Below are 26,173 nucleotides of genomic sequence, written 5' to 3' on the forward strand. Positions count from 1 at the left end.
TTTTTAAAAAAAACACCTCCGTATTTACCGCATACGCACAGGAAGCCATAATTTTATACAGCGAATATTTCCCCCGCCTTCTTAAATGAAACCCATTCTCGTACTGCTTTTCTCGCTGTATACCGCCACTGCGTATACCCAGGTAAAAACGGACACCCTTAGTGCCCGCAGGGACTCCATGCCCGTAAAGACCCGGCAACTCAATGCAGTCACTATAGCCGGCCACAAGCCCATCGTAGAGCAGCGCGCAGACCGTACCGTGTTCAACGTGGAAAACAGCGTAGGTACCGCTGGCGCCGATGGCCTGGAAGTATTAAAGAAAGCCCCCGGCGTTATTGTGACCAACAGCAATATTGCCCTTGCCGGCAGGAGCACCGTGGGCGTAATGCTTAATGGCCGCCTGCAGGAGCTGTCCATGGAGGAACTGCAAGGCCTGTTAAAATCCATCCCCGCAGAAAACATTGCACGCATAGAAGTGATCACCACCCCGCCTGCCCGCTATGATGCGGAAGGCAATGCGGGCCTGATCAACATTATCACGAAGAAGAACACCCGTGCCGGTATGAACGGCAATCTTACGGCTGCCTATGAGCTTACGCGCTATGGCACCTATTCCGGTAATGGCAGTATCAACTACCGCAATGGTAAATGGAACGTATATGCCAATGGCAGCGGTATGCATGGCCACATACACCCGGTGTACAAATTCCAGTCTTACTACCCGGGCCAAACCCTGGAACAGGTAGACAATGACCTGGTGCGGAATGACTTTGGCCGCTATCAGCTGGGGGCGGATTACAACATTACCCCCCGCCACCTCCTGGGCGTGCTGTACACCATTGGCTACGGCAGCCCAAGCCAGGATGAAAGCACCTGGCAGCATGTATACAACGATAAGCATGGCCTGGACTCCTCCCTCTTCACCCACACGCACACCTATGTGAATGGCCTGCGCCATGTGATGAACTTCAGTTACGAATGGAAGATAGACACCGCCGGCCGCAAGCTGCTGGTAGACGGTGACTTCTTTAACCGCGATGGCGACCGGCGGGGGGATATTCAAACCCAGCGCTTCACCGGCCCGGGATCGGCATTTGCGGGCAACTCCTACCTGCAGAACGGCGGCACCCAGCAGGTGCATGTAAGCGCTGTGAAGGCGGATGTGGAGTGGCCCTCCCGCGTGGTGAACCTCACGTTTGGCGGTAAAGTATCTTTTATCAACAACACCAGCGATAATGTGTATGCGGCCTGGAATGGGGAACAGTATGTAAAAGACCCGAACCAGAGTAACGTATTCGACTATACGGAAAATACCCAGGCCCTGTACCTCAGCGGCAACCGCACCCTGAAGCAGTGGGAGCTGCAGGCCGGCCTGCGGGGAGAGTATACGGAAACAAAAGGTGTATCGCGCACCACCCTGCAGGTGAACCATAACCAGTACTTCAAATTATTCCCTACCCTCTACGTAAAATACCGGAAGAATGAAAAAAATGCCTTCACCATCAACTACAGCCGCCGCATAGAAAGACCGGGCTTCTGGCAGATGAATCCTTTCCGCATGTACATCACGCCCACCTCGTACACGGAAGGAAACCCTTTCCTGCAGCCTTCTTTCAGCCACAAGGGAGAGGCCTCCTGGTTGTGGAACGATGTATTTACTGCCAGCGTATTTGTACAGGAATACCAGCACACCTTTGCCCAGGCATCTAACGTAGACACGGCCACCACCTCCGTACAGTACCGCCAGGAAAACCTGGGCAACCGCCTCCAGTACGGCTTCCGCACCAATGTGAATTTTACCGCGGGCCACTGGTGGGAAAGCAGCCTGGAATGCGATGGGTTCAACAGCCGCTTTACCTCCGGCCTGTATAAAGGGGTGAGCACTGCCTACAATAAATTCACGATGTACCTGGAAACCACCAACAGCTTTTTCCTCAATAGCAACAAATCCCTCATCCTCTCCCTGGATGGCTGGCTTACCACGGCAAACCAGGAAGACTTTAACCTGCAGCAAACCATCTGGAGCATGAGCAGCGGTATAAAATGGATCACCCTCAAAAAGAAACTGACGCTGGCTGCCAATGTGAATGACATCTTTGCCTCAGAGCGGGTGAAGACCACCAACCTGTATAATGCTTCCCGCCAGGACCTGTGGGAAGATACCCGCCAGCTGCGCCTGTCCTGCACCTGGAAGTTTGGGCGCAACCCAAAGCCACCCCGCACCCGGACCAGGATGGAGGAGGATGCACGGTAAGGGTGAATTGCGTATATTGATTGCCGTAGCATTGCCACTACCGATCATCAACCACGCCACGTTATGAAGCCATCTTTTTGTGCCCGCGGCATCCTGCTCTTGCTATGCCTGCTCTTTGTGACCAGTACCACCCAAGCGCAGCTCCCGGATTCATCCTGGCTGTACAAACGCTGGGATGCCAGCTGGATAGCCGTACCTGGCGCACCGCCCCAGGATTACGGGATCTATTATTTCCGCAGAACAATGGACCTCAGCAGCGTGCCGGCACATTTTCCCGTGTACGTCTCCGGAGATAACCGCTACAAGCTGTTTGTGAACGGGCACCTGGTGTCACTGGGGCCGGCCCGGGCAGATGTAACGCACTGGCGTTTTGAAGTGGTGGACCTGGCCCCTTACCTGAAGACCGGCCAGAACGCCGTAGCAGCGCAGGTTTGGAACGAAGGCCCCCAGCGCCCGGAAGCAAACATGACCCTGCGCACGGCCTTCATCCTGCAAGGGGCCAGCCCCGGAGCACAGGTGCTCAACACGGGTAAGAACTGGCGCTGCATACAGGATAGCAGCTATGCGCCTATCCGCATTGTGCTGCCGGCCTATTACGTGGCAGGCCCCGGTGAGCAGGTAAATATGGAGCAACACCTGCGCGGCTGGGACCAGCCCGGCTTTGACGACCGCCATTGGCCGGAGGCCACCTCCCTGGATAAAGGGTTCCCAAAATATAAACTCGGATTTGGAGAAACGGCTAACTGGCGCCTGCTGCCTTCTCCCTTGCCCCAGATGGAGCTGCGCCAGGAGCGCCTGAAAACCGTGTGCAGGGCAGAAGGCGTGACTGTACCGGACCAATTCCTGTCCGGCCACGCACCGGTAACCATCCCCGCGCATACAAAAGCTACTATTTTACTGGACCAGTCTTACCTCACCAATGCCTATCCCACGGTCACTTTCAGCGGGGGCAAGGGAGGAAGCATTACGCTGTGTTACGGCGAGTCACTGTTCAGCAGTGGCACGGTGAAAGGCAATCGCAACGAGATAGCCGGTAAGTTTATGCGGGGCCGCAAAGACAGTATCCTGGCCGATGGCAGCGCCCATCAATCGTTTACTTCCCTGTCCTGGAGGACCTTCCGGTATTTGCAACTCAGTATCAATACCGGCAATGATCCCCTGGTGCTGGAAGATCTTTACGGTACCTTCACCGGCTATCCCTTTGCACGCAGGGCAAAGCTGGAAACCAGTGATACCCTGCTGCAAAAGATCCTGGACATAGGCTGGCGCACGGCCCGCCTCTGCGCCGTGGAAACGTACATGGACTGCCCATATTTTGAACAGCTGCAATACGCCGGCGATACGCGCATACAGGCCCTGGTAAGTTTGTACAACAGTGGAGACGACCGGCTGGTGCGCAACGCCATTGACCTGCTGGACCTTTCCCGTACCCCGGAAGGCGTTACCCAGAGCCGCTATCCGTCTAACACCCCTCAATATATTCCACCTTTTTCCTTGTGGTACATTGGCATGCTGCACGACTATCTTTATTATGGCAAAGATGTGGCCCTGGTAAAAGAAAAACTGCCCGGTGTGCGGCAGGTCCTGCACTACTTTAACAGCTTCCAGGACAATGGCCGGGGGAGTGTGCGCAACCTGCCGGGATGGAACTTTACGGACTGGGTGCCCGGCTGGGATGCAGGCATAGCGCCGGCAGGCAGGGATGGCCGCTCCGCAGTGCTGGACCTGCAATTGCTGTGGGCCTATCAACTGGCAGCAGACATGGAAAAGCAGGTGGGCATGCCGGCCTTTGCAGGGGAGTACCAATCACGCGCCGTAAGCCTGGCAGATACTATCTTTAAGGCATACAAGGACTCGGTGCGCAACCTGCTGGCCGATAACACCGCCCACGATCATTTTTCCGAGCATGCCAATGCCCTGGCACTGCTCACCGGTGTGGTGACGGACAATCCCCGCCATCACTATTTTACGGAGCACTTCCTGGCAGATACGGCGCTCACCAGGGCTTCCGTTTATTTCAAATATTATTATTATGAGGCCCTCATAAAAGAAGGCCGCGGAGACGATTACCTGCAGTGGCTGGGCAAGTGGAAAGAGAACATAGACATGGGGCTCACTACATGGGCGGAAATGTCGGACGTGGCATCGTCCCGGTCTGATTGCCACGCCTGGGGCGCCAGCCCGAATATTGAGATCTTCCGCACGGTGCTGGGCATAAAGAGCATGGCGCCCGGATTTGCCAAAGTGCAGGTGGAGCCGCACCTGGGCAGCATCCGCGAAATCGGAGGGGAGATGCCCCACCCGGCAGGGATGATCAAAGTGCATTATCATTATGAGAACACGCTGGTGGCGGAGATAGATTTACCGCAAGGGGTGCCGGGAGCATTGTACTGGCACAACAAGGTGTACCCGCTGCACCCGGGAAAGAATGTGGTGAGAACGAAATAAAAACGCGGCCCCTGCGCACTATTCATTTGCATAGCCCTTCCCAGGATCTTACGGGTATTTGCCCTGTAAATACACTGTACATTGTACATGATACCTTGTACATTGTACAATTATGCTTTTCCAACCGGGGAAAATCCCTAATTTTAAGATCAAGCTAAATAGACGAATAAATGGAAAGTACGACTAAGATCACGACCTTCTTCCTGGATGTTGGAGGCGTGCTGGGAACAAACGGATGGGACAGGAACGCCCGTAAAGAAGCCGCAGAGAAATATGGCCTCGACCTGGCTGATATGAACGACCGCCACCACCTTACTTTTGATACCTACGAAGTAGGCAAGATCACCCTTGATGAATACCTGGACCGCCTGGTGTTCTTTGAGCCCCGCAGCTTCAGCCGCGAAGCATTCAAGGAATTTATGCTGTCAAAATCCGTGGCCTTCCCGGATATGATAAACCTGATCTGCCAGCTGAAAAAGAAATACAAGCTCAAAGTGGCCGTGGTGAACAACGAAGGCCGGGAGCTGAATGAATACCGCATCCAGAAATTCGGGCTCAGCGAGTTTGTAGACTTCTACGTATCTTCCGCCTTTGCACACTTCCGCAAGCCGGACGCTGATATTTACAAACTGGCCCTGGACATTGCCCAGGTGCCCGCGGAAAACATCCTTTACCTGGACGACCGTGCCCTCTTTATCCAGGTGGCGGCCGGCCTTGGCATCAAAGGCATTGTGCACCGCAATTTTGAAGAGACGAAGGCAAAAATGGCAGCCGACTACGGCCTGTTCCTCGACTAGTGTTTACCTGATCAATTTATACTGCTTGTCAAAGCCGTTCCCTGCAAGGAGCGGCTTTTTTGTGCGCCCTGCATTCCCCGGGGACTGCCCGCCCGGCCGCTGCCGGTGTCAATAATTTAACCTTTCTTTATACCACCAGGCAACTCCTTTTTTATATCTTGACCTGCGAATAAACCCGCCCCGTATGAAATTACTGTACGTATGCTGCTTATGTATGCTGGCCTGCACCGCGCAGGCGCAACTTTTTTCCGTTACCCATGTATTTAACCGCGTGCTATCCCTGCCCGAACATGGCAGCTACTACCACCTGGATGAAGAGCCCGGCGCTGGTGTGGCCTGGTTGCGGCTTCCGCCGTTCCGTACGGGCACCATCAGCTTTGAAGTAAAAGGAAAGGATGTGCTGCAGCAAAGCTTTGTTGGCATTGCATTTCATGGCAGCAATGATACCACGTATGATGCGATCTACCTGCGTCCCTTCAACTTCCGCGCCGCAGACCCGGTAAGGCGCAGGCATTCCGTACAGTACATCTCCCTGCCCCGTTATGACTGGGAGCTGCTCCGCAACCAGTTTCCAGGCAAATATGAGAACGCCATTGAGCCCGCCCCGGATCCCAATGATTGGGTGAAGGTAAAAGTGGTGGTGACGGCAAAACAGGTTACGGTGTTTGTAGCGGACAAACAATGCTTGCAGGTAGACCTGCTGGACAACATCAAAGCCGGCACGCAGCTGGGCTTGTGGGCAGGCAATGGTTCCGGCGGGGACTGGCGGAATGTAAGGGTGCTGTAAGCACGTAGAAGCAGTAAAAAAATGGCCGCAGCAGATAAGATCAATCAACGTAAAGTGAGACCTAAGGCCCATCGCAATAAAAAACGGGAAATGTTGCAGCATTCCCCGTTGTATCAGTTTTAATCAGGAACGCTTTCTTGTTCAGGGTCGGCGGTCCTTTTATTCACTAATATTGTGTTCTAAGTTATGAAAAAAAGGTTTGGCAGGTGCTGCCCACTTTTCATTCATCCCATTTTCGCCCCATTTCGCCCCATTTCCGGCCTTCACTTTCACAGCCTTACGTATCATTGTGAAAATAATCGCCGCACATGAAATCCATCAAGAAACTTGAATTCGGCATTGCCACGGGGCTGTTCTTGTTTTGCCTGCTTACAAGTTTGTCCAATTCTGCATTTACCAACGTATTCCGTGCCCAGCATTCCCTGGGTTATAAATTTGAATTGTACCACCAGGTGTTCGATTATTACATCCACTACCTCATCCCGGTGGTGGTGCATATCCTGGTTACTTATACGGCATTCCTTTGCATGCACTTTGTGATCGTGCCCTACTTCCTGGAGCGCAATCGCTGGATACTGGGCGGGCTTTGCATGATCCCGCTGGTGCTGTACGTATTTTTCCTGCTCATGGTGGCCGATTCTTATTTCTACGGCTACATGTTTGGTGTGTACAAGACCGTGCAGGGCGCCCACATGTATTTTGCAAAACGGGCGTTCAATATCACCTTCCTCTACCTGGTGCTGTATGCCGTGTATTATTGCGCGCGCTGGCTGTGCATCACCTATGTGATGCCACTGCTGCACCGCAACCAGCTTAACCGGCAGATCACCCGGGAAGCCTTTCCTATCTTCATTTTCTGGGCTATTGTGCTGGTATTTTGTGCCAATGAATTTGCCCGCAACCCCGCGGCTTTGCTGGTGGCAGTGTTTGGGCCCTACCTGGCAGGCAGTTATTTCCTGTGGATGTACCGTGTGATGCCGGACTATCATAGCCCCAAAGACCGGGGCACCTTTGCGCTCACCACCTTGTTGTATTCCGTGCCCGCGCTGGTGCTCTCCATCCTGTTCCTTGGCAATATGTTTGGCCTGTCAGGCCACATCCTGGGGCCGCTGTCTGTGCTGGCGGTGGTGCTGCAACTGGGCGCTTTATTGCCCCTTACCTGGCGCCTGTACCAGAACCGGAAACGCCAGGCCGCTACGGTGGGTAACCTGGAAGTGGCGTTGGGAAAATCCAATGCCAACCTGGATTTCCTGCGCTCCCAGATCAATCCGCACTTCCTGTTCAACGCACTGAACACCCTCTACGGCACTGCCCTGGTAGAAAATGCGCCCCACACCAGTGAAGGCATACAGCGCCTGGGAGATATGATGCGCTTTATGCTGCATGAAAACTCCCAGGATAAAATAGCCCTTACCAAAGAGGTAGCTTATCTCCAGAACTATATTTCCCTGCAGCGCCTGCGTACCCAGTCATCGCCGGATATACAGATAGATGTGAACATGAATGAGCTGCACTGCAATATGGAAATAGCGCCCATGCTGCTCATCCCGTTTGTGGAAAATGCTTTCAAACATGGTATCAGCCTGCGTTCCAGGAGCCGCATTTCCGTGAGCCTGTACTGCGATAATGGAAAGATCTTTTTTGACGTGTACAACAGCGTGCATGAGCGCCCGGAAAACGACCCGGAAAGGGAAGGCTTTGGTATTGGGCTTACCAATGTGAAAGACCGCCTGGCTTTATTGTATCCCGGCCATCATGAACTGAGCATCCGCAAAACGGCCACGGAATTCTTCGTGCACCTTACCATCGACGTTAATGCTGAAAAAACTGTAAATTAGAACTATGCAACTCTCTGCCATCGCCATTGACGACGAGCCGGTAGCACTCTCGGTGATCCGCGCCCATGCAGCCAAAGTACCTTACCTGGATGTGCGGGGCTATTACACCAATGCATTTGAGGCCGTGGAGCACCTGCAGCGCGAAAAAATAGACGTGATCTTCCTGGACATAAAAATGCCCGATATTTCCGGGATGGACTTTCTCATTAGCCTGGCAGACCCGCCCATGGTGGTATTTACAACGGCTTACTCCGAGCATGCCGTGCAAAGCTTTGAACTGGATGCGGTGGATTACCTGCTGAAACCTTTCTCCTTTGCCCGCTTTCTCAAAGCATGCAACAAAGTAGAGAACCTGGCCCAGCTAAAGCAACGTGGCCCTGCGGTGAATACAGAAGCCACTTATATCTTCGTAAAAAGTGGTTACGAGCAATACAAGATCCTCCTGGACGATATCCTGTACCTGGAAAGCGCCGGCAACTACGTGACCTTTGTTTTAAAAGATAAAAAACTGCTCTCCCGCGTTACCATGCAGGAAGCCCTGGCCCTGTTACCTGCATCGCAGTTCACGCGCATACACCGCTCGTTCATCGTGGCCAATAACAAGGTGGATAAAATAGACCGCAACGCGGTGTACGTTGGGCAGGAGATGATTGGTATAGGGAGTGCGTATGCGGATGCTATTTCCAGGATTTTATAATTTTCAACAAACAAGTTCCAGGATCAGGGGCACCACAATTTCCAACTTCAAATTCCAGAAGAGTTTTATCAACCGGTTTCTAATAAAAGATCCAACAATGCATTGCTGCACTGTTGGATCTTTTGTTTTCGGGAAGTGCGTAATTATTGCTCCAGGATCTGCTCTTTCACCGCCCGCCAGATATCATACTGGAGCGCCTTTTCTGCGTCAGACTGGAAGCGTTCATCATAAGTCACCTCGCCATTCCGGTAGATCAGCTTTACAGCCTGTGGTACCAGGTTGCGCACCGCATCGGCATCTTCGCCGGGCGTTACCGTGTATTCCGTATAGCCTTCATGGTGATGCGCCCTTACGCGGAAGTGATAGTCCTGCTCATCTACCGCTACGATCACGGTGTGTTGTTGTTCCATGCATTTTTGTTTTTTATAAAGCTACCGTTTCTTTTTCATCTCCCTTGAACTGTGGGGGATGCGCTTCCAGCACTGCCCAGATGGCCTGCGCCAGGGATTGGCCCCGGCCGGTCAGGGGTTGGTCTTTATATTGAATACCTGCCTGGTTTTGCTGCTTGATGATGTTAAAATCTTCAGGCAGGTCCTGGCGGAATTTTTCAAAGGTGCTGTCGTGCTCCAGGTGGTATACGATGTTGTCATCCTTGCGCTGGATGTCTACCGTGAACATGAGGATCTGGTCTTCAAACTTTACCGTGATGGGACGTTTCATAAGTGCGTGTTTACCCGAATGCGTCCCAAATGGTGTGCCACATGCCAACGTTAATCATTTGTGAAGTCATGGTCCGCACTGGCGCTACTATGGCTGGTTTGCGGCAGCCGTGCCGGCGTGCGCCAGCAACTGTTGTGCAGCGGTGACCCCGCTGGTGAAAGCGGCTTCCACAGTGCCCATGGCAGGGCCTTCATAAAGGGCCTCCCCGGCAAAATAAAGCGTGTTTTCCACGGGCGCGGTGAGCACCGGCAGGACATCATGCGTGTGGATGGTGGCGTATGCATAAGAGCCCCGGGTATAGTGCATGGCCGTCCAGTTCATCACCTGGGCATCTTCCAGGTTTTCGTACAGTTCCTCCACGGGGATAGAGAAGATATTGGACAAGGATTGCATGCCTATCTGCAGCAATTGCTCCCCGTTGGCCTCACGGTAAGCCTCCGCGGGCAGGCCACCCAGCCAGCCGGTGAGGATGGGGCTGTCTTCCGGGTATTGTGTCCACCAGGTGGGCACGGCTTCGTTAGACATGATAAAGCCCAGGGAGCGGTACTGGGTGTTTTGCCAGAAAGCGTCCTTGAACTGGAATAGTAATTTAATGATGGCGCCCATACCCATTTGCCTGGCGGCAGCAGTTTTCTCCGGCAGGGACGGGGAAAAGTGAAACTGCCCCGGTTCATCCGCCTGTTGCAGCAACGTGAGGGGCAGGGTAACGATGGCGCGGGGGGCACTGAAATCGGGCCCGCTGTCGCAGATGGCCTGCACACGGCCCGCCTTCCACGATAATTCTTTTACCGGCGCATGGAGAACGATCTCACTGCCCGCGGCCTTAACGCGGTCTGCCAGGTAATCCAACAGGGAGCCATAGCCCGTGCTGATGCGGTATTGGTGCTCATTTTCCTTTAGCCATTCATCGCGCAGGGCAAAAGTGCTGGCCACAGCAGGGTCGGCGGTATCGTAGCCCCCGGCATAGCGGCGTACGGAATAGCGCAACTGGCTGTATTCATCGCCCGGGAAATAGGTGTTGAGGAAGGTTTCCAGGGAAATGTCCGTTTCCAGGGCGTTCATTTTTTCTTCCAGAAGATCCCAGTCTATGATAAAGTCGCCCCCGGCGCTGAGTTGCCCGTTTTTAACAGTGAATAATTTGCCGCCGGATTGGGCGTATTTAATGCCTGCTTCTTTGAGGAAACCAAGGGTGAAGGGAAGATCGCCGTGTATAAATTCGGCGCCGAGCTCCATATGCCCCTCTTCGGTAGGAATGGTGTGAATGCGGCCGCCAATGCGGTTGCGCGCTTCGAGGACTGTTACTTTTTTACCTGCTTTAACCAGTTCATAAGCCGCAGCCAGTCCCGCAGCACCAGCCCCTATGATCAATACATCCGTGTGCATAAAATATGCTTTTGTACAAGGCTAAGGTACGGCAATGCCGGCAAGCGTGAGCGGGGGATAACAAATGCATAACGCATACTACCGGAAGCGATAGCGGAAAATAAACGTAGCAGGCCCGCATTTTGCATTCGTACCCAAAACGATCGTTATGGAACAGTTCACCCTGGATTTTGACCTGGATGGCAAGGGCTACATTGTGGTGGTAACACCCCAAACCATGCCCGATGGTACGATCTACAACGCCCGCCTGGAAGACCTGGACATCCGCTTTCTACCCGCTGAAGACGGCAGCCTGCTGCCGGTAAGCACCACTGGCGCCGATCCCCGGTTATTGAATGCTATTGCCACGCGTATTTTGGAAAGAGTAAATGCAAAAAACAGGGGAAAGGATATGGGGTCTATACCATGATCCCGGTCAAATAAAAAAGCCGCTCCATCACAGAGCGGCTTTCTGGTATTAGAAAACATCATTTACTCTTTCGGTGCATTCTTATCGCGCGCCGCTTTAAATTCAGAACCAGCCTTCCATTTCGGCCAGCTGTTTTCATTTGCCAGGCGGAAGCCGATGCTGAACAACAATTGCGTGTCTTCGATCATACCGTCAAAGTTCCAGCTGCTATCCAGTTCATCAAAAGGAGAGTGGTAACGGGTGGCATCAAATTCTTCCTTCATTTTTACGCCATAACCTGCGCCATGATCTACAGAAGTGGGGCCGCCTTCAAAATACAATGCGGGAATGCCTGCTTTTGCAAAATTGAAGTGGTCAGAGCGGAAGAAGGAGCCGGTGAAGGGCTTGGGATCCGGCACCACGGTGCGGCCCTGCCTGGCGGCAGCGTCTTTTGCGTAATCGTCCATATCGCTTTGGCCATAGCCGATCATCACTACATCCTTGGTGCGGCCATAGTTATTCATCTCATCCACGTTCAGGTCTGCCACGGTTTTATTTATTGGGAAGAGGGGATGGGTAGCGTAGTATTCAGAACCCAGTAGGCCCTGTTCTTCGCCTGTTACTGCCAGGAACACCACGGAGCGCTCCGGCTTGTGCTGGGCTGTGGTGAAAGCTTTGGCCAGTACCACCAGCGCGGCGGTACCGCTGCCGTTGTCCAGGGCGCCATTGTAGATGGAGTCTTTTACGCCCGGTTTCAGCGGGCTTTCACGTGGCTCACCAATGCCGAAGTGGTCCCAGTGCGCAGAGTAGATCACGGCTTCATCCGCCTTGGAAGTACCCGGCAACACGGCTACTACGTTATGCGAAGTTGATTTTTTCAGGGAGTTGTGCAGCACAAAGCTGGTGGTCAGGTGCAGGTCCACCGGCTTAAAGCCCGGATGGTGGGCCTTTTCCATGAGGCTATCGCCCACACCGGCCAGTTGGAAGATCTTCTTCGCAGCATCGATGGTCACCCAACCTTCCAGCTTAGCGCGGGAAGCGTAGTTATCTTCCGCCTGCAGTTCCAGGCGTGCACCGCTCCAGCCGCCGCGTACTACATCCCAGGGATAGCTGGCGGGCGCGGTCTCGTGCACGATGATCACGCCTGTAGCGCCCTGGCGGGCCGCTTCCTCGTATTTATATGTCCAGCGGCCGTAATAGGTCATGGTGTGGCCTTTGAACAGCGTGCTGTCTGTAAAGCCAGGATCATTCACCAGCACCATTACGGTCTTGCCTTTCACGTCCAGCCCTTCGTAATCATTCCATTTATATTCCGGCGCCACAATGCCAAAACCAGCAAACACGATCCCGGAATTATCCGCACTAACGGTAGTGTCTATACGCCGGGTGGTAGCCACATAGTCATCCAGGTATTTGAGGGATACGCTGCCTTTTGCGCCTTTGATCACCAGGGGGCCGTCCGGTTTGGTGTTCACTTCCACCATGGGTACCTCCTGGAAATAGCTGTTGCCATTGCCCGGCTTCAGGCCCAGGGCTTTAAACTGGTCTTCCAGGTAATGGATGGTCAGGTCTTCGCCCGGGGTAAAAGGTTTGCGGCCCTGGAAAGAATCGGAGGCCAGTACGGAGAGCTGCTTTACAAAAGCATCTTTGTTGATCTCCCTTACTGCCGCGCTATCCGGCGTACTGGCGTCTCCGCCCGCACCGCCCTGGTTGCAGCTGCAAGCCGCCAGGACCCCGCCGATCAGGAGGGAGTTGATGAGTTGTTTCATGAGGTGAGTTTAATTGATTGTACAACGTACAGCGTACAGCGTACAACGTACGATTGCATTATTGGGTGATTTTGTTGTGAGACTACAATTTAGTGCTTTTTGAAATCATTGCACATAGCCGGTTGCGGGCCGGGGACATTGTACGTTGTACGCTGTACGCTGTACGTTGTACGCTGTACGTTCTTCAATACATATTCCTGATCAACTTCCCCAGCGTCCTGAACGCGTCATCTACCTGCTTGCTCCAGGGCGTGCCGTAACTGATGCGCAGGCAGTTATGATAGCGGTCCTGCAGGGTAAAGATGCGCCCGGGTGCAATGCTGATCTTTTTGCGCATGGCCTGCTGGAAAAGTTCATAGGTATTTATGCGTTTATCCAGTTCTATCCAGAGCACAAATCCGCCCTGGGGGCGGGTTACACAGGTGTCTTCCGGGAAGTAATCGGCAATGGCCTGCTGGTAGCGCAGGCACTGGGTGTGCAGCATTTTGCGCATGGTGCGCAGGTGGTGCTCGTAGCGCCCGTTTTCCAGGAAAAGGCCTACCGCCGCATGCGTGAGGGACGTGCAGGCAATGGTCTGGAACTGCTTCAGGCGCAGCACTTTTTCCTTGTACTTACCCGGGATGCACCACCCCGCGCGGTATCCCGGGGCCAGTGATTTGGAAATAGAATTGCAGAGCAGCACGTTGCCCGTTTTGTCAAATGTTTTGCAGAGCAGGGGGCGTTCCTTGCCAAAGTACATGTCGCCATAGATATCATCTTCAATGAGGGGGATATCAAATTTTTCGAGGATATCCACCAGTTGCTTTTTATTCCGGTCCGGCATGCAGGAGCCCAGGGGATTGTTGAAGTTGGTCACAAACAGGCAGGCCTTTATTTTAAAGCGGGGAATGGCTTTTTCCAGGTAATCCAGGTCCACGCCGGTCACCGGGCTGGTAGGCACTTCCAGTACTTTGAGGCCCATGTGGTGTGCCAGTTGCAGGGCGCCGCAGTAAGCGGGGCTTTCCAGGGCAATGGTATCGCCTGGCTGGGTAGTGGCGCCCAGGCATAGTTTCAGGGCATCCATGCAGCCATGGGTGGTCACCACATCATCTTCACTCAGTGCACCGCCCCAGTGGATGCTCATGCGCGCTATCTGCCTGCGGAACAGTTCATTGCCCTGCACACTATCATAGTGCACGCCGTGGCCGGATGTGGTGCGTAGTGCCTGCGTGAGGGCTTTGCTCAACCTTGCATCCGGCAGCAAACCTTCCGCGGGGGCGGCAATGGAAAAGCGGAGCACATCGCTGGCCTTCATGTCGCCAAATATTTCAAACATCATATCGCCCACGCTTACATCCGATGCTTTCTTTACCGGGGTGCAGGCCTGGGGCATCTGGGGCAGGCGCCGGCTGTTGAACTGCACGTAGTAGCCGGATTTGGGGCGGGGCGCTATCAGTCCTTTGGATTCCAGGTGGTAATAGGCCTGGAAAGCAGTGCTCATACTGATACCCTGCTCCTTGCTCAGCACGCGCACGGAGGGCAGTTTGTCCCCGATCTTGAGCACTTCTTTTTCAATGAGCTGCTCCAGTTTATCTGCTACCTGCAGGTATAAATGTTCGGCGGTCTTTAGCATAACGGTGAATTCTGATCTGGTATAAAGCTAAAGAATTTAAAACTGTTTGTTCCGCGATTTTAGACGGAATGCCCATTCAGGTGCTACACCTTTGCCCCCTGGCAGTTAAACATTGCGGACCATTTTTTGAAGCGTAATGCAGATATTTGAAGTCCGTTTCACCTCAAAGCCATCCGCCATGTTATATCCTGCTTTGCAAGAGCGCCTCAACACACAGCACCTGGCCCTGGTGCACATTCTACAGGGATTGCCGGAAAGCCGCCTGCTGCAGGAGGTGAGGCCCGGTAAGTGGAGTATCCACCAGCAGGTATGCCACCTGGCCGCCATCCAACCGGTGTACGGGCAGCGTTTTATTGCCATAGCAGAAAGCACCGGGCCTGTTATATTGCAGCAGTACGTAGGGGATGTGGACCCCTTTTTCCTGGAGCTTTGCGGGCTGCCCTTGCCTGCTGTGCTTTCCACCTTGTCAGAAGGCCGGCTGCAACTGCAGGAACTGGCCCAGGGCTTCACCGCATCGGATTTTGGCAAGACCTGCGAGCACCCGCTCTACGGCCACCTGTCCCTTCGTGAGCTGCTGGAATTTTTTGTGCTCCATGAAGCACATCATTTATTTGAGATCTTTAAAATGGCGCATCTTAAACCGTCCAATTAACCAGCCACCATGCGCATCCCGATCGCCCATCCTTCCCACTTCAATTTCCCGGAGATACTTCGCTTCCTCAGCCGCTCAACGCGCGAGTGCCTGCACTACGTGGAAGACGGGCATTTGTTTAAAATGATCGCGGTACAGGAAGTGCCGTTGCTGATGGATATCCGTTATAAGGAAGGCGCGGCCTACCTGGATGTGGATGTGATAAAGCCGGACCCTGTGCCCATGGAATGGGCCGCACCCGCGTTGGCGGCAGCCGCAGCGCCGGTACAGGCACTGCTTACCCGCTGGCTGCACCTGGATGCAGACCTGCGCCCATTCTACACTTTTGCTGCAACGGACCCTGTACTGGCGCCGCTGGTGCGCGATTATCACGGTTTGCGCCTGGTGGGCGTACCAGACCTGTTTGAGTCTATCACCTGGACGGTGATGGGGCAGCAGATCAACCTGGCCTTTGCCTATACCACCCGCAAGCGTTTTATTGAAACACTCGGTTATAGCGTGGAGCATGGAGGCCGCACCCATTACCTGTACCCCAAACCCGCCGTGGTAGCGGCCGCCCAACCGGAGCTGCTCCGGGAAATGCAGTTCTCCCGCGGTAAGATCACCTACATGCAAAACCTTGCACAACAGATTGTGCAAGGCCAATTCTCCGCTGCGCTGGTAGATGACGCCCCTGATTTTGAAACCGCCAAAGCTGCGCTGGTGGCCCTCAAAGGCATAGGTAACTGGTCGGCCAATTACGTGTTGATGAAGTACGCCCGCTATCCGCAATCCCTCCCGCTGGAAGATGCAGGCCTGCACCAGGCCCTGCGCCGCTATCACCACCTTCCCGGCAAACCCGCGCTGGACGAGGTAAAGCGCCTTACCGCCCATTGGGGGCCGCATGCTGCTTACGCCACCTTTTACTGCTGGCATTCCCTCTTTGAAGTATAACAGATCCCTGTTGTAACATGAATCTGATCTGGTCAAAATAAAAATATCTGCATCTGTTTTGAACCGGTAAATTGTTTCACTTTTGTATCGTCAATCAAACATTCACACCACCGATGCAACGCAACTCATACAAACAATGCCTGTAAGTACCACTGCATATGTAATCCGCGAACTGGCCACCCTGGCCGATATGGAGGCGAACCACGCCCTCCTGCAGCACCTCAATCCCTCGCTGCAGGCGGTGGCTTACCGCACCATGCTGGAAGACATGATCCCCAATGGATACAAACAGGTGGCGGTGTATGACGGAGATGAAGTGATTGGCCTCTCCGGCTATTGGATCATTACCAAGCTCTATTGCGGCAAGTACATCGAGATGGACAACGTGGTAGTAAACCCGGCCTGGCGCTCCAAGGGCATTGGCCGCCTGCTCTGCAACTGGATAAAGGAAAAGGCGAAGATGTCGGGCTGCAAGTCCATCCATCTGGACGTGTACGCCCACAATAAACACGCGCACCGATTCTATTTCCGGGAAGGATTTATGATAGAGGGCTTCCACATGATACAATACCTGTAGACGTTGATTGAACGCAGTAAGCAATCAGATCGTCTGCAGCAAACAAAAGACGATCTGTTACTTAACGCTGACTTTTAATGCTACCGCGTATGCAACGCACCACTAAAACACCCGCCTACATCGCACTCTCACTGGTAAGTATATTCTGGGGTACCACTTTCCTGGCTTCTCACATTGGCGTAAAACACTTACATGGCATCATGCTGTCCGGCGTGCGCATGGCCGCAGCCGGCGCGCTGCTCACCGGCTTCTTCTTGCTGCGCGGGGAGAAGATCCCCGGGAAACCCGTGCTGGGGCGGCTTTTCATCATAGGCCTCATCATGCTCTTTGGCAGCAATGGCCTGCTCACGTGGTCCATGGCCTACATTCCCAGTGGCCTGGGCGCCATCATTGCCGCCACGGTGCCCATCTGGGTCACCATCTTCAGCTTCTTCCTGGTAAAGCGCGTAAAACTGGCGCCCATGCTCATTGCCGGTATGGTACTGGGCTTCCTGGGCGTGGCCGGTATCTTTTACAACTACATCAATGACCTGCTCAATCCACAGTTCCGCTTCGGTATCTTATTATGCTGCGCGTCCTGTATGTTCTGGGCACTGGGCTCCGTGCTCACGGCGCGCTGGGCCATAAAGATCAATTACCTCTACGGGGCCGGCTGGCAAATGCTGCTCAGTGGGGTAGTGATGGTACTCACCTGCCTGTGCACCGGCATTTACCGCCCGCACGACGGGCTGACCATCGATCTGTGGGAAAGCTTGCTGTACCTCATTTTCATAGGTTCCGTACTCACGTATTCCGCCTATGTATTTGCACTCAATAACCTGCCACCATCCCTGGCATCTGTATACGCGTATATCAATCCCATCGTAGCCGTGATCCTGGGCTGGATGATCCTTGATGAATCATTCACCTGGCTCATGGGCCTGTGCGGCGCAGTAACGATCGGAGGGGTGTTCCTGGTGAACCGCTCTTTCGCCAAACAGAAAAGTTACGAGCAGGCATGATTGGACTACTTAAATGAAAACATTTGGACTACTAAACTAGTCCAGTAACCCGATAAATTTGTACCAGCAATGACACCTGTTTTATCCGCTACCACCGCCGCCCTGCGGCAAGCCACCGGCACTGCCACGCCCCGCTTACTGGCCCTTAACCCGGAGCAGCGCTTAAAGTGCCCTGCGCCCGGCAAGTGGAGTAAGCAGGAGATCGTAGGCCACCTGGTAGATTCCGCGGTGAACAACATTGCCCGCTTTGTACGCCTGCAACAGCCGGAGGATTGCATCACCGGCCCTGTGTACCAGCAGGATCACTGGGTGAAGGCGCAGGCCTACCAGGAAGCAGACTGGCAACAGCTGGTGCAGTTATGGAATTTGATCAACCTGCATATAGCGCACCTCCTGGACCAGGTGCCGGCAACGGCCCTGGAAAAGGTGATGCATTTCAATGGCGCCCGCGAAGACGCCACCCTGCATTACCTGGCCACGGATTACCTGGATCACCTGCAGCGCCACCTGCACCAGGTCTTTGACAACGACACGATTTAGATTAAGATAGACCAGATGCTCAGGCTGTATCAACAGTAACGGGCATCTGGTTACTTTAAAATGACATCTAACCAGCAACCCAGTAATCGCTTTTATGAACATAGTCACCGCCACTCCCGCGCACCTCGACATAGCTGCCGGTTTATTCAACGCCTACCGCACCTGGTACCACCAAACGCCAGACCTGGAAGGCGCTACCGACTTTATCAAAGCGCGTTTGCAACAAAACGACAGCGTGATCCTGCTGGCAGAAGACAACGGCCGGTTCATTGGCTTCACACAGTTGTATCCTGTTTTTTCTTCCGTGCGCATGTGCAAAGCCTGGATGCTCAATGACCTGTTCATAGAAGAAGGTCACCGCGGCAAGGGTGCCGGCAGCCTGCTGCTGGATGCCGCCCACACCATGGCCCGTAACACCGGCGCCGGCTGGGTGATGCTGCAAACAGATATTGTGAACACGCCCGCCCAGGCCGTATACGAGCACAAAGGCTACCAGCGTGATGCACATTGCTATTATTATTACCTCGATCTTTAAATGGCTATCAATTTATCTAAGCCTGCCAGCCGGGAAATAAGCCTCTCTTTCCGCCAATAGTTGAAGTAATACACACACTATTTCCCGGCGCTTGCTTATTTTTGATACCATGGAAACGCAGCAGAACCCATGGACATTACTGTCTCACAAAATTGAATACGAAAACCCCTGGATCCGTGTTACAGAGCACCAGGTGCTGAACCCGGCCGGCAATCCCGGCATTTACGGCGTGGTGCATTTCAAGAACATTGCCACTGGTGTGGTAGCGTTGGATCACGACAACCATATTTATTTAGTGGGCCAGTACCGCTTTCCCCTGAACCAATATACCTGGGAACTGCCCGAAGGTGGCTGCCCCGAAGGCCTGGACCCGCTGGAAGCTGCCAAACGGGAGCTGCTGGAAGAAACCGGCCTGGTAGCCCAAACCTGGACCCCGCTGCTCCGCATGCATTTATCCAATTCCGTGAGTGATGAAGACGGCTACCTCTTCCTGGCCCGCGGCCTGAGCCAGCACGAAGCGGAGCCCGAAGAAACAGAAGCCCTGCACATAAAAAAGGTCCCCTTTGAAGAAGCCTATGCCATGGTAAATGAAGGCATCATCACAGATGCTGTGAGCGTGGCAGGGATTTTAAAAACAAAGCTGTTACTGCTGGAAGGGAAGTAGGACAGCCGCGGCCTGCTTGCGTACCCAAACCCTCCCCACACCGCAAACCACCTTTTTTTCCGTTCTTTGCACCAATGAACGAAGAAAGAAAACAGCACGGTGGCGGCAAACGTCCCGGCAAACCAACCGGAAGGCCCGCCGGCGCAAAGCCTGCAGGCTCCCGCTACAGCACACCCAAACCCAAACAATCCGCCCTCATCATCGGCCGCCAGCCGATCATTGAGGCCCTCCAGGCCGGCAAGCCCCTGGAACGCATCTTTATGCTCCGTGGCGCCTCCGGCGATACCATCCCGCAGATCCGCACCCTCGCGGAGGCCGCGCAGATCCCTATCAACCAGGTACCCGTGGAAAAGCTCAACAGCTTTACCCCGGCCAACCACCAGGGTGTGATTGCCCTTACCACCCAGATCAACTACCTGGACCTCCAGGACGTGATCAGCCAGGTGACAGACAGTGGTGAAACCCCGCTCTTCCTCATCCTGGATGGTATTACAGACGTGCGTAACATTGGCGCTATTGCCCGCAGCGCCGTATGCTGCGGCGCACAGGCCATCATAATACCAGACCGTGGCATTGCCGCGCTGAACGAAGAGGCCATGAAATCTTCCGCCGGCGCCCTGGAGAAAATCTCCATCTGCCGGGTGAACAGCCTCCTGAAAGCCATTGACACCCTGCACCTCAACGGCATTACCGTGATGGGCAGTGAAATGGAGGCCACGGAAAAACTCTTTGACCTGGACTGGACCGCTCCCACAGCCATCATCATGGGCTCAGAGGACAAAGGCATTTACCCGGCCCTGCGCAAGGCTACGGATAAATTATTCTGCATCCCCATGAGCAACCAGTTTGAATCGTTTAATGTGTCTGTGGCAGCCGGCATTATTTTATACGAAGCACTGAAACAAAGGATGGCCTAAAAACAATTGCCATGAAACTCATTGAATGCCCCCGCGATGCCATGCAAGGCTGGCACCGGCCCATTGCCACGGCAGAAAAGATCGCTTACCTGGATGCATTGCTGCAGGTAGGTTTTGATACGCTGGATTTTGGCAGCTTTGTATCACCCAAGGCCATCCCCCAGATGGCCGATACAAAGGAAGTACTGGCCGGTCTTACGCAATTGCCTGGCCGCAGCAAGCTGCTAGCCATTGTGGCCAACGTACGGGGCGCGGAAGAAGCCGTGATGCATGAGGCTATTCATTACCTGGGTTTCCCTTTTTCCATTTCAGAGACCTTCCAGCTGCGCAACGCCAACAAGACCATTGCCGCATCCCTGGAAGAAGTGCAGACCATCCAGGAACTGTGTATCAAGAACAATAAACAACTGGTGGTATATATTTCCATGGGCTTTGGCAATCCTTATGGCGACCCGTATAACACCGGCATCGTTATGCATTGGGTCAATGAGCTCACCGCGTTGGAAATACCCATCATTTCCCTGGCCGATACCGTAGGCCTGGCCGATCCTGCCACGATCAGCTACCTGTTCAAAGCCCTCATTCCCGCTTACCCGCAGGTAGAATTCGGGGCCCACTTCCACGCGGCGCCCCACCAGTGGGAAGACAAGCTGCGCGCCGCCTGGGACCAGGGCTGCCGCCGGTTCGACAGCGCCATCCGCGGCATAGGCGGTTGCCCCATGGCCAAGGATGAACTGGTAGGCAACATTGCCACCGAAAACCTGCTGCATTTCCTTAAAAAAGAAAATGCAGCGCCGGCACTGGACCAGCAGGCCTGGGAAAAGGCGTATGCGCTGGCGGGGCAGCTGTTTTCAACGCCTGGTACCTGAGACCTGGGCCTAAGACCTAAGACAATTTTTTCCCATGAACTTCCATCTCACCTTCTCCATAAACCCGCTTTCACCTTCCATCCGCTACAGCGATAAAATATTGCTGATGGGCTCCTGCTTTGCAGAAGAAATGGGCACACTGCTGGCCCAGCATAAGCTGCACGTAACACAAAACCCGCATGGCATTTTGTACAATCCGCTCAGCATTACCAATGCCCTGCACAGTTACCTGGATGGCAAACTGTATACGGAAGCCGACTTGTTCCAACATGACGACTGGTGGCACAGCTGGGACCATCACAGCCGCTTTTCCGCGTATACACCGGCACAAGCGCTGGAAAAGATCAACGAAGCACAGCGCAAAGGCATGGCACTGGTGGAAGAAGCCGACTGGCTGGTGATCACACTGGGCACGGCTTTCAGCTACCAGCTCAAGGAAACCGGGAAGCTGGCAGGGAATTGCCACAAGGTGCCGGGGAGCATGTTTTACAAGAAAATGCTCACGGCGGAAGAGATCATCACGGCGCTGGACAATGCCATGCACCGCCTCTTTTTCCGCAACCGCAAGGTGCGGATCATCTTCACCATAAGCCCGGTGCGTTACGTGCGTGATGGCGTGGTGGAAAACAATCTCAGTAAAGCCATCCTGCTGCAGGCGGTGCATCATATGGTCAATAAATTTGACCGCCTGCATTATTTCCCCGCTTATGAACTGGTGATGGACGACCTGCGCGATTACCGCTTTTTCAAGGAAGACCTGGTGCATCCCAACGCCACCGCGATACAATATGTATGGGAGCATTTTACAAAATATGCGCTGGCACCCGCGGAACTGTCATTGATGCATGCAGTACAGGAGATAAGGCAGGCCATGGCCCACCGGCCCTTTGGCCCTGAAACGCCCCAGCACCGCCAGTTCCTGGCCCGTTATGCAGAAAAAGTACGTGCATTACAGGCCGCACACCCATTCATCGATTTATCGCCCGAAGCCGCATATTTTGGCGGGCAAGCACCTCAATAAACATTATCTTTAGTGCCAGATGGAATTGGTTTTTCAGGCACGCGTGTACCGCTGTTTGCTGTTGCTACTTTTTATTCTCGGGATGCATCCGGCCGTAATGGCCCAGACCCACAACGACCGCCCCCGCATAGGGGTGGCGTTGAGTGGAGGTGGGGCCAAGGGCCTGGCGCATATTGGCATCCTGGAAGCGATAGATAGCGCGGGCCTGAAGATCGATTACGTATCCGGCACCAGCATGGGCAGCATTGTAGGCGCGCTGTATGCCGTGGGCTACCCGGCCGATAGCATTGAGGCCATGACCCGCCGCATTAACTGGGGACGCCTTTTCTCCAACCGCCCATTACTCAGTGAGATCAGCTACGAAGAAAAAGACGAATTCGGGAAATACGCCCTCGAAGTGCCCTTTCAGGGCAATAAACCCAAACTGGAATCCGGCGTGATCGTGGGGGAGGAGCTTTGGCTGCAGCTGGCGCAGCTCTTCTGGCCCGTGCAGGATGTGCGGGATTTCTCCAGGTTCAACATCCCCTTTAAATGCATTGCCACGGACATCGCCACCGGCGATATGGTAACCCTGGACAGTGGCGATATTGTGACCGCTGTGCGGGCCAGCATTGCCATCCCCTCCATCTTCAGCGCGGTGCAGATAGGCGATAAAAAACTGGTGGATGGAGGCGTGGTGCGCAACTTTCCGGTACTTACCCTGAAAGACATGGGAGCAGACATCACCATTGGCAGTAACGTAGGGACAGGCCTGCGCAAAGCCAATGAGCTGAAAACCCCGGTAGATATTATTTACCAGCTGGGCTTCTACAAAGACGCCATGGATTTTAAGGAAGAAAGGAAGGTTACTGATATCTTTATCCAGCACACCATGCATGAATATTCCGTGGCCAGCTTTGGCAGCGTGGATTCCATCATTGAGAAAGGAAAAGAACTGGGCCGGCAATACTACCCAGTCTTCAAACACCTGGCAGATTCCCTGCGGGCACTTTACCCGGATGCCGTGCCCATACCCTGCCGCATGCCGGAGATCAACCGGGTGCAGCTGGCCGGCGTGCAGGTAAAAGGCCTGGTGCATTCCGATTCCAGTTTCTTCATCGGTAAAATGGGATTAAAAATAGGACGCTGGTATGGCGATGCGCAATTTCGCAAGGCCATCCAGGATGTATACGGGACGCGGTTTTACAAGAACATCACCTACAGCCTGGACCCCGCAGGCCCCGGTCGGGTGTTCATGAACATCCAGGTGGAAGAAACGCCGCTCACCTATGTAAAAGTGGCGCTGAACTACAATACCTACACCGGTATCAGCGCCATTGCCAGTATTTCGCGCCGCAATTTCCTGGTAAAAAATTCCAATGCTTTTGTAACGGTGGCCGTCAGTGAATACCCGCGCGTAAAAGGAGAATTCCTCAAATTCCTGGGCCGCCAGCGCAACATTGGCTTTCGTCTCTACACCGATTTTGAAAACAACAACCTGCCTATTTACCAGGATTTCAAGCAACTGCAGGAGTACAACAGTAAGTTCCTCACCGGCGGCGGTGCCCTGCAATATTCCCTGCACAACACCATGGTGTTTGGCGTAGCCACCCAATGGGAGCACGTCTGGCTGAAGCCCAAAATATCACCTTACCCCGAAGTGGCCGGCCATACCCGCCAGTTGAATTCTTATTTCTATTACGGCCTCAATACGCTGAACCGGAGCGTGTTTCCCACGAGAGGTGTGAAGATCACGCTGGAAGCAGGAGAGGTGTACAGCCATCATCCCAACTTCAACTTCTACCAGGAGCCCACCCAGGAAGATAGCAGCCGCCTGAATTTTGACGACTACAAACGTTTCCTCTTAAAAGTGAACTACAACGTGCCCGCCGGCCGTCGCGGCGCTTTTGAATTTTCTACCAATGCAGCCGTGAACCTGGGCTACCGTCCTAACCTGGTGAACAACTACATTGTAGGTGGCCTTACAGACCAGGTGAGATACCAGGTGCCCTTTGCCGGTATGTATGAAGGCGAAGTACTGACCGGCAGCATCAGCACCCTGGGCCTGCGCTACCAGTATGAATTCCTAAACAACTTCTTCGTAGTACCCCGTGCTAACGTAGCGATCTACAACTATGCAGATAAAGCCCACACCAAGTACAACTACCTCAGCGGATATGCGCTGGGCGCGGCTTACAGCTCCGCGCTGGGCCCCATTGAAGTATCATGGATGTACTCAGACCAGTCGAGGAAGGTGGGGTTCTATGTGAATGTTGGGTTTAATTTTTAAACGTATCTAAAAGAGGGCTGCATCCAGTGCGTGATGCAGCCCATCCTGTAAGATCAGGTTCTTTGCAGGATCTCCCGCACTTCCACATTGCCCCCTAACTTAAAGACCGGGTTCTCCTTCGCCATTTCCACCGCTTCTTCAATGGTATCCGTTTTCACGATCACGTAGCCCACCACAAATTCCTTGATCTCCGTAAAAGGCCCGTCTGTGACCAGGTTGCGCCCCCTTACTGTTTTAGCGGATCCTGCAAAGGGCAGCAGGGAGTTGCCCGCGTTGGCCAGCTTTCCCTGGTCTGCGATATTTTTCAGCCAGTTCATGCGTTCCTGCATTTGTTCCGGTGAAGGTTTAAAATCGTTTACATCCGCAAGGCGGAAGATCAATGCAAATTCTTTCATGGGAAAAAGGTTTAAAGATGAAAAAAGGATTTAGAAAGGAGCGCCGGTTTGCAGCGCCAGTACCAGGGCGCCCACTGCAAGGCCCAGGAAAATACCCGGCGAGACCAGCGCATAATCCCGCGCCCGCAAATGGGCCAGGATAGCCCCCACAAAGAACAGGACCATGCACCCGGCCGTAAGCACCCGCAGCGGTGGGATAAAAATACCCGCCACCAGCCCAATGGCGGCCAGGCCCTTGAGCGCCCCCAGCACAGGGAGCCAGGACATGGGCAGCGAAAGCTTTTCCATGTTGCCCAGGATCATCGGGTCCCGGGTAAAATCCAGTATCACGGCGTACGTATTGGCCGCCGCTGCCAGCAAGGTTACCACAACATAAGTGATGTACATAGCGATTTGTTTCCCGTATTACAATCGGGACATCCGGATCCGGGACAAAGCGATCAGTTTTTTTGGTAAAAATGTTATCGCGGGTGCTGGGCCGCCCGTATCCGGCTCAGCGTGGTTTGGGTGACGCCCAGGTAAGCAGCCAGTTCGCCCAGCTTCACTCTTTGCAGCAGGCTGGGGTGCGCCGCTACGAACTGGTGGTAGCGGGTGGTGGTATCATCTTCCAGCATGTCATTAATGCGGTCCATCATGGCGGTGGCCGCCGCGGCAAACAGGTTGCTGAAAAGATGCTCCAGGCAGTGATGCTGGCGGCATAGCCGCGTTACGTCTTCCCGGTCCATGATCCACGCCGTGGTGGGCTCCAGGGCCAGCAACTGGTATTTGGAAGGCTTGCCCGTGCAGAAACTGTCTATCACCGTAATAAAAGAATGCTCCGGCGCAAAGCGCATGATGAACTGCTGTTCTGAGCGCAGGGAATATAATTTTACCAACCCGGTTTCCAGGAAGAACAGCTTGCGGCACACCTGGTCCTGTACGGTCAGTGTATCCTGTTTTTGAAAAGATTTGAGCGTCCAGCAGGTTTTCAGGTCTTCCCGGGCCGCTTCCGTAAGCGTGGTAAGGCGCCCGCAGGCAAGTAACAGGTGGTGCATGGGTAGAAAGATGAAGGATATAAGGACGGCGGCAGAAACCAGGCCGTTTTTTGTCATTTGTAAAAAAATGGCC

General features: G+C 53.9%; 26 protein-coding genes. 18 read left to right on the top strand and 8 right to left on the bottom strand.

Going from position 1 to position 26,173, the window contains the following annotated elements:
• Positions 1-85: 85 nt before the first annotated feature.
• The 6 genes from DCC81_RS14355 to DCC81_RS14380 all read left to right on the top strand — a co-directional run bounded on the left by DCC81_RS14355 (position 86) and on the right by DCC81_RS14380 (position 8,821).
• Positions 86-2,254, top strand: coding sequence for an outer membrane beta-barrel protein (locus DCC81_RS14355; RefSeq protein WP_108687305.1), 2,169 nt, complete (start codon positions 86-88; stop codon positions 2,252-2,254).
• Positions 2,255-2,317: 63 nt separating this feature from the next.
• A complete protein-coding gene (locus DCC81_RS14360; RefSeq protein WP_108687306.1) occupies positions 2,318-4,702 on the top strand; it encodes an alpha-L-rhamnosidase-related protein in 2,385 nt (794 codons plus the stop codon).
• Positions 4,703-4,872: 170 nt separating this feature from the next.
• Positions 4,873-5,499, top strand: coding sequence for an HAD family hydrolase (locus DCC81_RS14365; RefSeq protein ID WP_108687307.1), 627 nt, complete (start codon positions 4,873-4,875; stop codon positions 5,497-5,499).
• A 184-nt stretch (positions 5,500-5,683) separates the two neighbouring features.
• Entirely contained in the window at positions 5,684-6,286 is a 603-nt protein-coding gene (locus tag DCC81_RS14370; RefSeq protein WP_133177672.1) for a hypothetical protein, read from the top strand.
• A gap of 308 nt (positions 6,287-6,594) precedes the next feature.
• Positions 6,595-8,124, top strand: a complete 1,530-nt coding sequence (locus DCC81_RS14375; RefSeq protein WP_205686335.1) for a sensor histidine kinase — start codon at positions 6,595-6,597, stop codon at positions 8,122-8,124.
• 4 nt (positions 8,125-8,128) lie between these two features.
• Positions 8,129-8,821 (top strand): LytR/AlgR family response regulator transcription factor, encoded by a 693-nt coding sequence (locus DCC81_RS14380; RefSeq protein WP_108687309.1) that lies wholly within the window; start codon positions 8,129-8,131, stop codon positions 8,819-8,821.
• 143 nt (positions 8,822-8,964) lie between these two features.
• Here the strand turns inward: DCC81_RS14380 and DCC81_RS14385 are convergent, their stop codons facing one another.
• The 3 genes from DCC81_RS14385 to DCC81_RS14395 all read right to left on the bottom strand — a co-directional run bounded on the left by DCC81_RS14385 (position 8,965) and on the right by DCC81_RS14395 (position 10,924).
• The gene (locus DCC81_RS14385) at positions 8,965-9,231 is read right to left on the bottom strand and encodes a hypothetical protein (protein ID WP_108687310.1); all 267 of its coding nucleotides are present in this window, start codon (positions 9,229-9,231) and stop codon (positions 8,965-8,967) included.
• Between the two features lie 13 nt (positions 9,232-9,244).
• Entirely contained in the window at positions 9,245-9,541 is a 297-nt protein-coding gene (locus DCC81_RS14390) for a hypothetical protein (RefSeq protein ID WP_108687311.1), read from the bottom strand.
• 87 nt (positions 9,542-9,628) lie between these two features.
• A complete protein-coding gene (locus DCC81_RS14395; RefSeq protein WP_108687312.1) occupies positions 9,629-10,924 on the bottom strand; it encodes a flavin monoamine oxidase family protein in 1,296 nt (431 codons plus the stop codon).
• Between the two features lie 148 nt (positions 10,925-11,072).
• Between DCC81_RS14395 and DCC81_RS14400 the strand changes: the two genes are divergently transcribed.
• The gene (locus tag DCC81_RS14400; RefSeq protein WP_108687313.1) at positions 11,073-11,333 is read left to right on the top strand and encodes a hypothetical protein; all 261 of its coding nucleotides are present in this window, start codon (positions 11,073-11,075) and stop codon (positions 11,331-11,333) included.
• Positions 11,334-11,395: 62 nt separating this feature from the next.
• Here DCC81_RS14400 and DCC81_RS14405 read toward each other — a convergent pair whose 3' ends face one another.
• Entirely contained in the window at positions 11,396-13,081 is a 1,686-nt protein-coding gene (locus tag DCC81_RS14405; protein WP_108687314.1) for a M28 family metallopeptidase, read from the bottom strand.
• 184 nt (positions 13,082-13,265) lie between these two features.
• Entirely contained in the window at positions 13,266-14,693 is a 1,428-nt protein-coding gene (locus tag DCC81_RS14410; protein ID WP_108687315.1) for an aminotransferase-like domain-containing protein, read from the bottom strand.
• 178 nt (positions 14,694-14,871) lie between these two features.
• On the opposite strand from DCC81_RS14410, the gene DCC81_RS14415 reads away from it, so the two are divergent.
• From DCC81_RS14415 to DCC81_RS14465, 11 genes are all read left to right on the top strand, one after another.
• Positions 14,872-15,345, top strand: coding sequence for a DinB family protein (locus DCC81_RS14415; RefSeq protein ID WP_165806584.1), 474 nt, complete (start codon positions 14,872-14,874; stop codon positions 15,343-15,345).
• 9 nt (positions 15,346-15,354) lie between these two features.
• Positions 15,355-16,278, top strand: a complete 924-nt coding sequence (locus DCC81_RS14420) for a DNA-3-methyladenine glycosylase family protein (RefSeq protein WP_108687317.1) — start codon at positions 15,355-15,357, stop codon at positions 16,276-16,278.
• 82 nt (positions 16,279-16,360) lie between these two features.
• Positions 16,361-16,855, top strand: a complete 495-nt coding sequence (locus DCC81_RS14425) for a GNAT family N-acetyltransferase (RefSeq protein WP_133177673.1) — start codon at positions 16,361-16,363, stop codon at positions 16,853-16,855.
• A gap of 89 nt (positions 16,856-16,944) precedes the next feature.
• Complete coding sequence (locus DCC81_RS14430) at positions 16,945-17,856, top strand: EamA family transporter (protein WP_165806585.1); 912 nt, start codon at positions 16,945-16,947, stop codon at positions 17,854-17,856.
• A gap of 69 nt (positions 17,857-17,925) precedes the next feature.
• Entirely contained in the window at positions 17,926-18,396 is a 471-nt protein-coding gene (locus tag DCC81_RS14435) for a DinB family protein (RefSeq protein ID WP_108687320.1), read from the top strand.
• A 94-nt stretch (positions 18,397-18,490) separates the two neighbouring features.
• Positions 18,491-18,931, top strand: a complete 441-nt coding sequence (locus tag DCC81_RS14440; RefSeq protein WP_108687321.1) for a GNAT family N-acetyltransferase — start codon at positions 18,491-18,493, stop codon at positions 18,929-18,931.
• A 109-nt stretch (positions 18,932-19,040) separates the two neighbouring features.
• Entirely contained in the window at positions 19,041-19,595 is a 555-nt protein-coding gene (locus DCC81_RS14445; RefSeq protein WP_108688252.1) for an NUDIX domain-containing protein, read from the top strand.
• A 74-nt stretch (positions 19,596-19,669) separates the two neighbouring features.
• Positions 19,670-20,512: a 23S rRNA (guanosine(2251)-2'-O)-methyltransferase RlmB gene (gene rlmB, locus DCC81_RS14450; RefSeq protein ID WP_108687322.1), complete on the top strand. Its 843-nt coding sequence runs from the start codon at positions 19,670-19,672 to the stop codon at positions 20,510-20,512.
• An 11-nt stretch (positions 20,513-20,523) separates the two neighbouring features.
• Positions 20,524-21,381 carry a hydroxymethylglutaryl-CoA lyase gene (locus tag DCC81_RS14455; RefSeq protein ID WP_108687323.1) on the top strand — a complete coding sequence of 286 codons (858 nt, stop codon included), beginning with the start codon at positions 20,524-20,526 and terminating at the stop codon, positions 21,379-21,381.
• A gap of 34 nt (positions 21,382-21,415) precedes the next feature.
• Positions 21,416-22,402 carry a GSCFA domain-containing protein gene (locus DCC81_RS14460; RefSeq protein WP_108687324.1) on the top strand — a complete coding sequence of 329 codons (987 nt, stop codon included), beginning with the start codon at positions 21,416-21,418 and terminating at the stop codon, positions 22,400-22,402.
• Between the two features lie 19 nt (positions 22,403-22,421).
• Positions 22,422-24,671 carry a patatin-like phospholipase family protein gene (locus DCC81_RS14465; RefSeq protein WP_108687325.1) on the top strand — a complete coding sequence of 750 codons (2,250 nt, stop codon included), beginning with the start codon at positions 22,422-22,424 and terminating at the stop codon, positions 24,669-24,671.
• Positions 24,672-24,724: 53 nt separating this feature from the next.
• On the opposite strand, the gene DCC81_RS14470 is transcribed toward DCC81_RS14465, so the two are convergent.
• The 3 genes from DCC81_RS14470 to DCC81_RS14480 form a co-directional block, all read right to left on the bottom strand.
• Positions 24,725-25,066 (bottom strand): YciI family protein, encoded by a 342-nt coding sequence (locus DCC81_RS14470; RefSeq protein WP_108687326.1) that lies wholly within the window; start codon positions 25,064-25,066, stop codon positions 24,725-24,727.
• A gap of 30 nt (positions 25,067-25,096) precedes the next feature.
• Positions 25,097-25,453, bottom strand: coding sequence for a DoxX family protein (locus DCC81_RS14475; protein WP_108687327.1), 357 nt, complete (start codon positions 25,451-25,453; stop codon positions 25,097-25,099).
• Positions 25,454-25,527: 74 nt separating this feature from the next.
• Positions 25,528-26,100: a Crp/Fnr family transcriptional regulator gene (locus tag DCC81_RS14480; RefSeq protein WP_165806586.1), complete on the bottom strand. Its 573-nt coding sequence runs from the start codon at positions 26,098-26,100 to the stop codon at positions 25,528-25,530.
• Between the last annotated feature and the right edge of the window lie 73 nt (positions 26,101-26,173).

The sequence above is a fragment of the Chitinophaga parva genome (genome assembly GCF_003071345.1).
Taxonomy (GTDB): domain Bacteria; phylum Bacteroidota; class Bacteroidia; order Chitinophagales; family Chitinophagaceae; genus Chitinophaga; species Chitinophaga parva.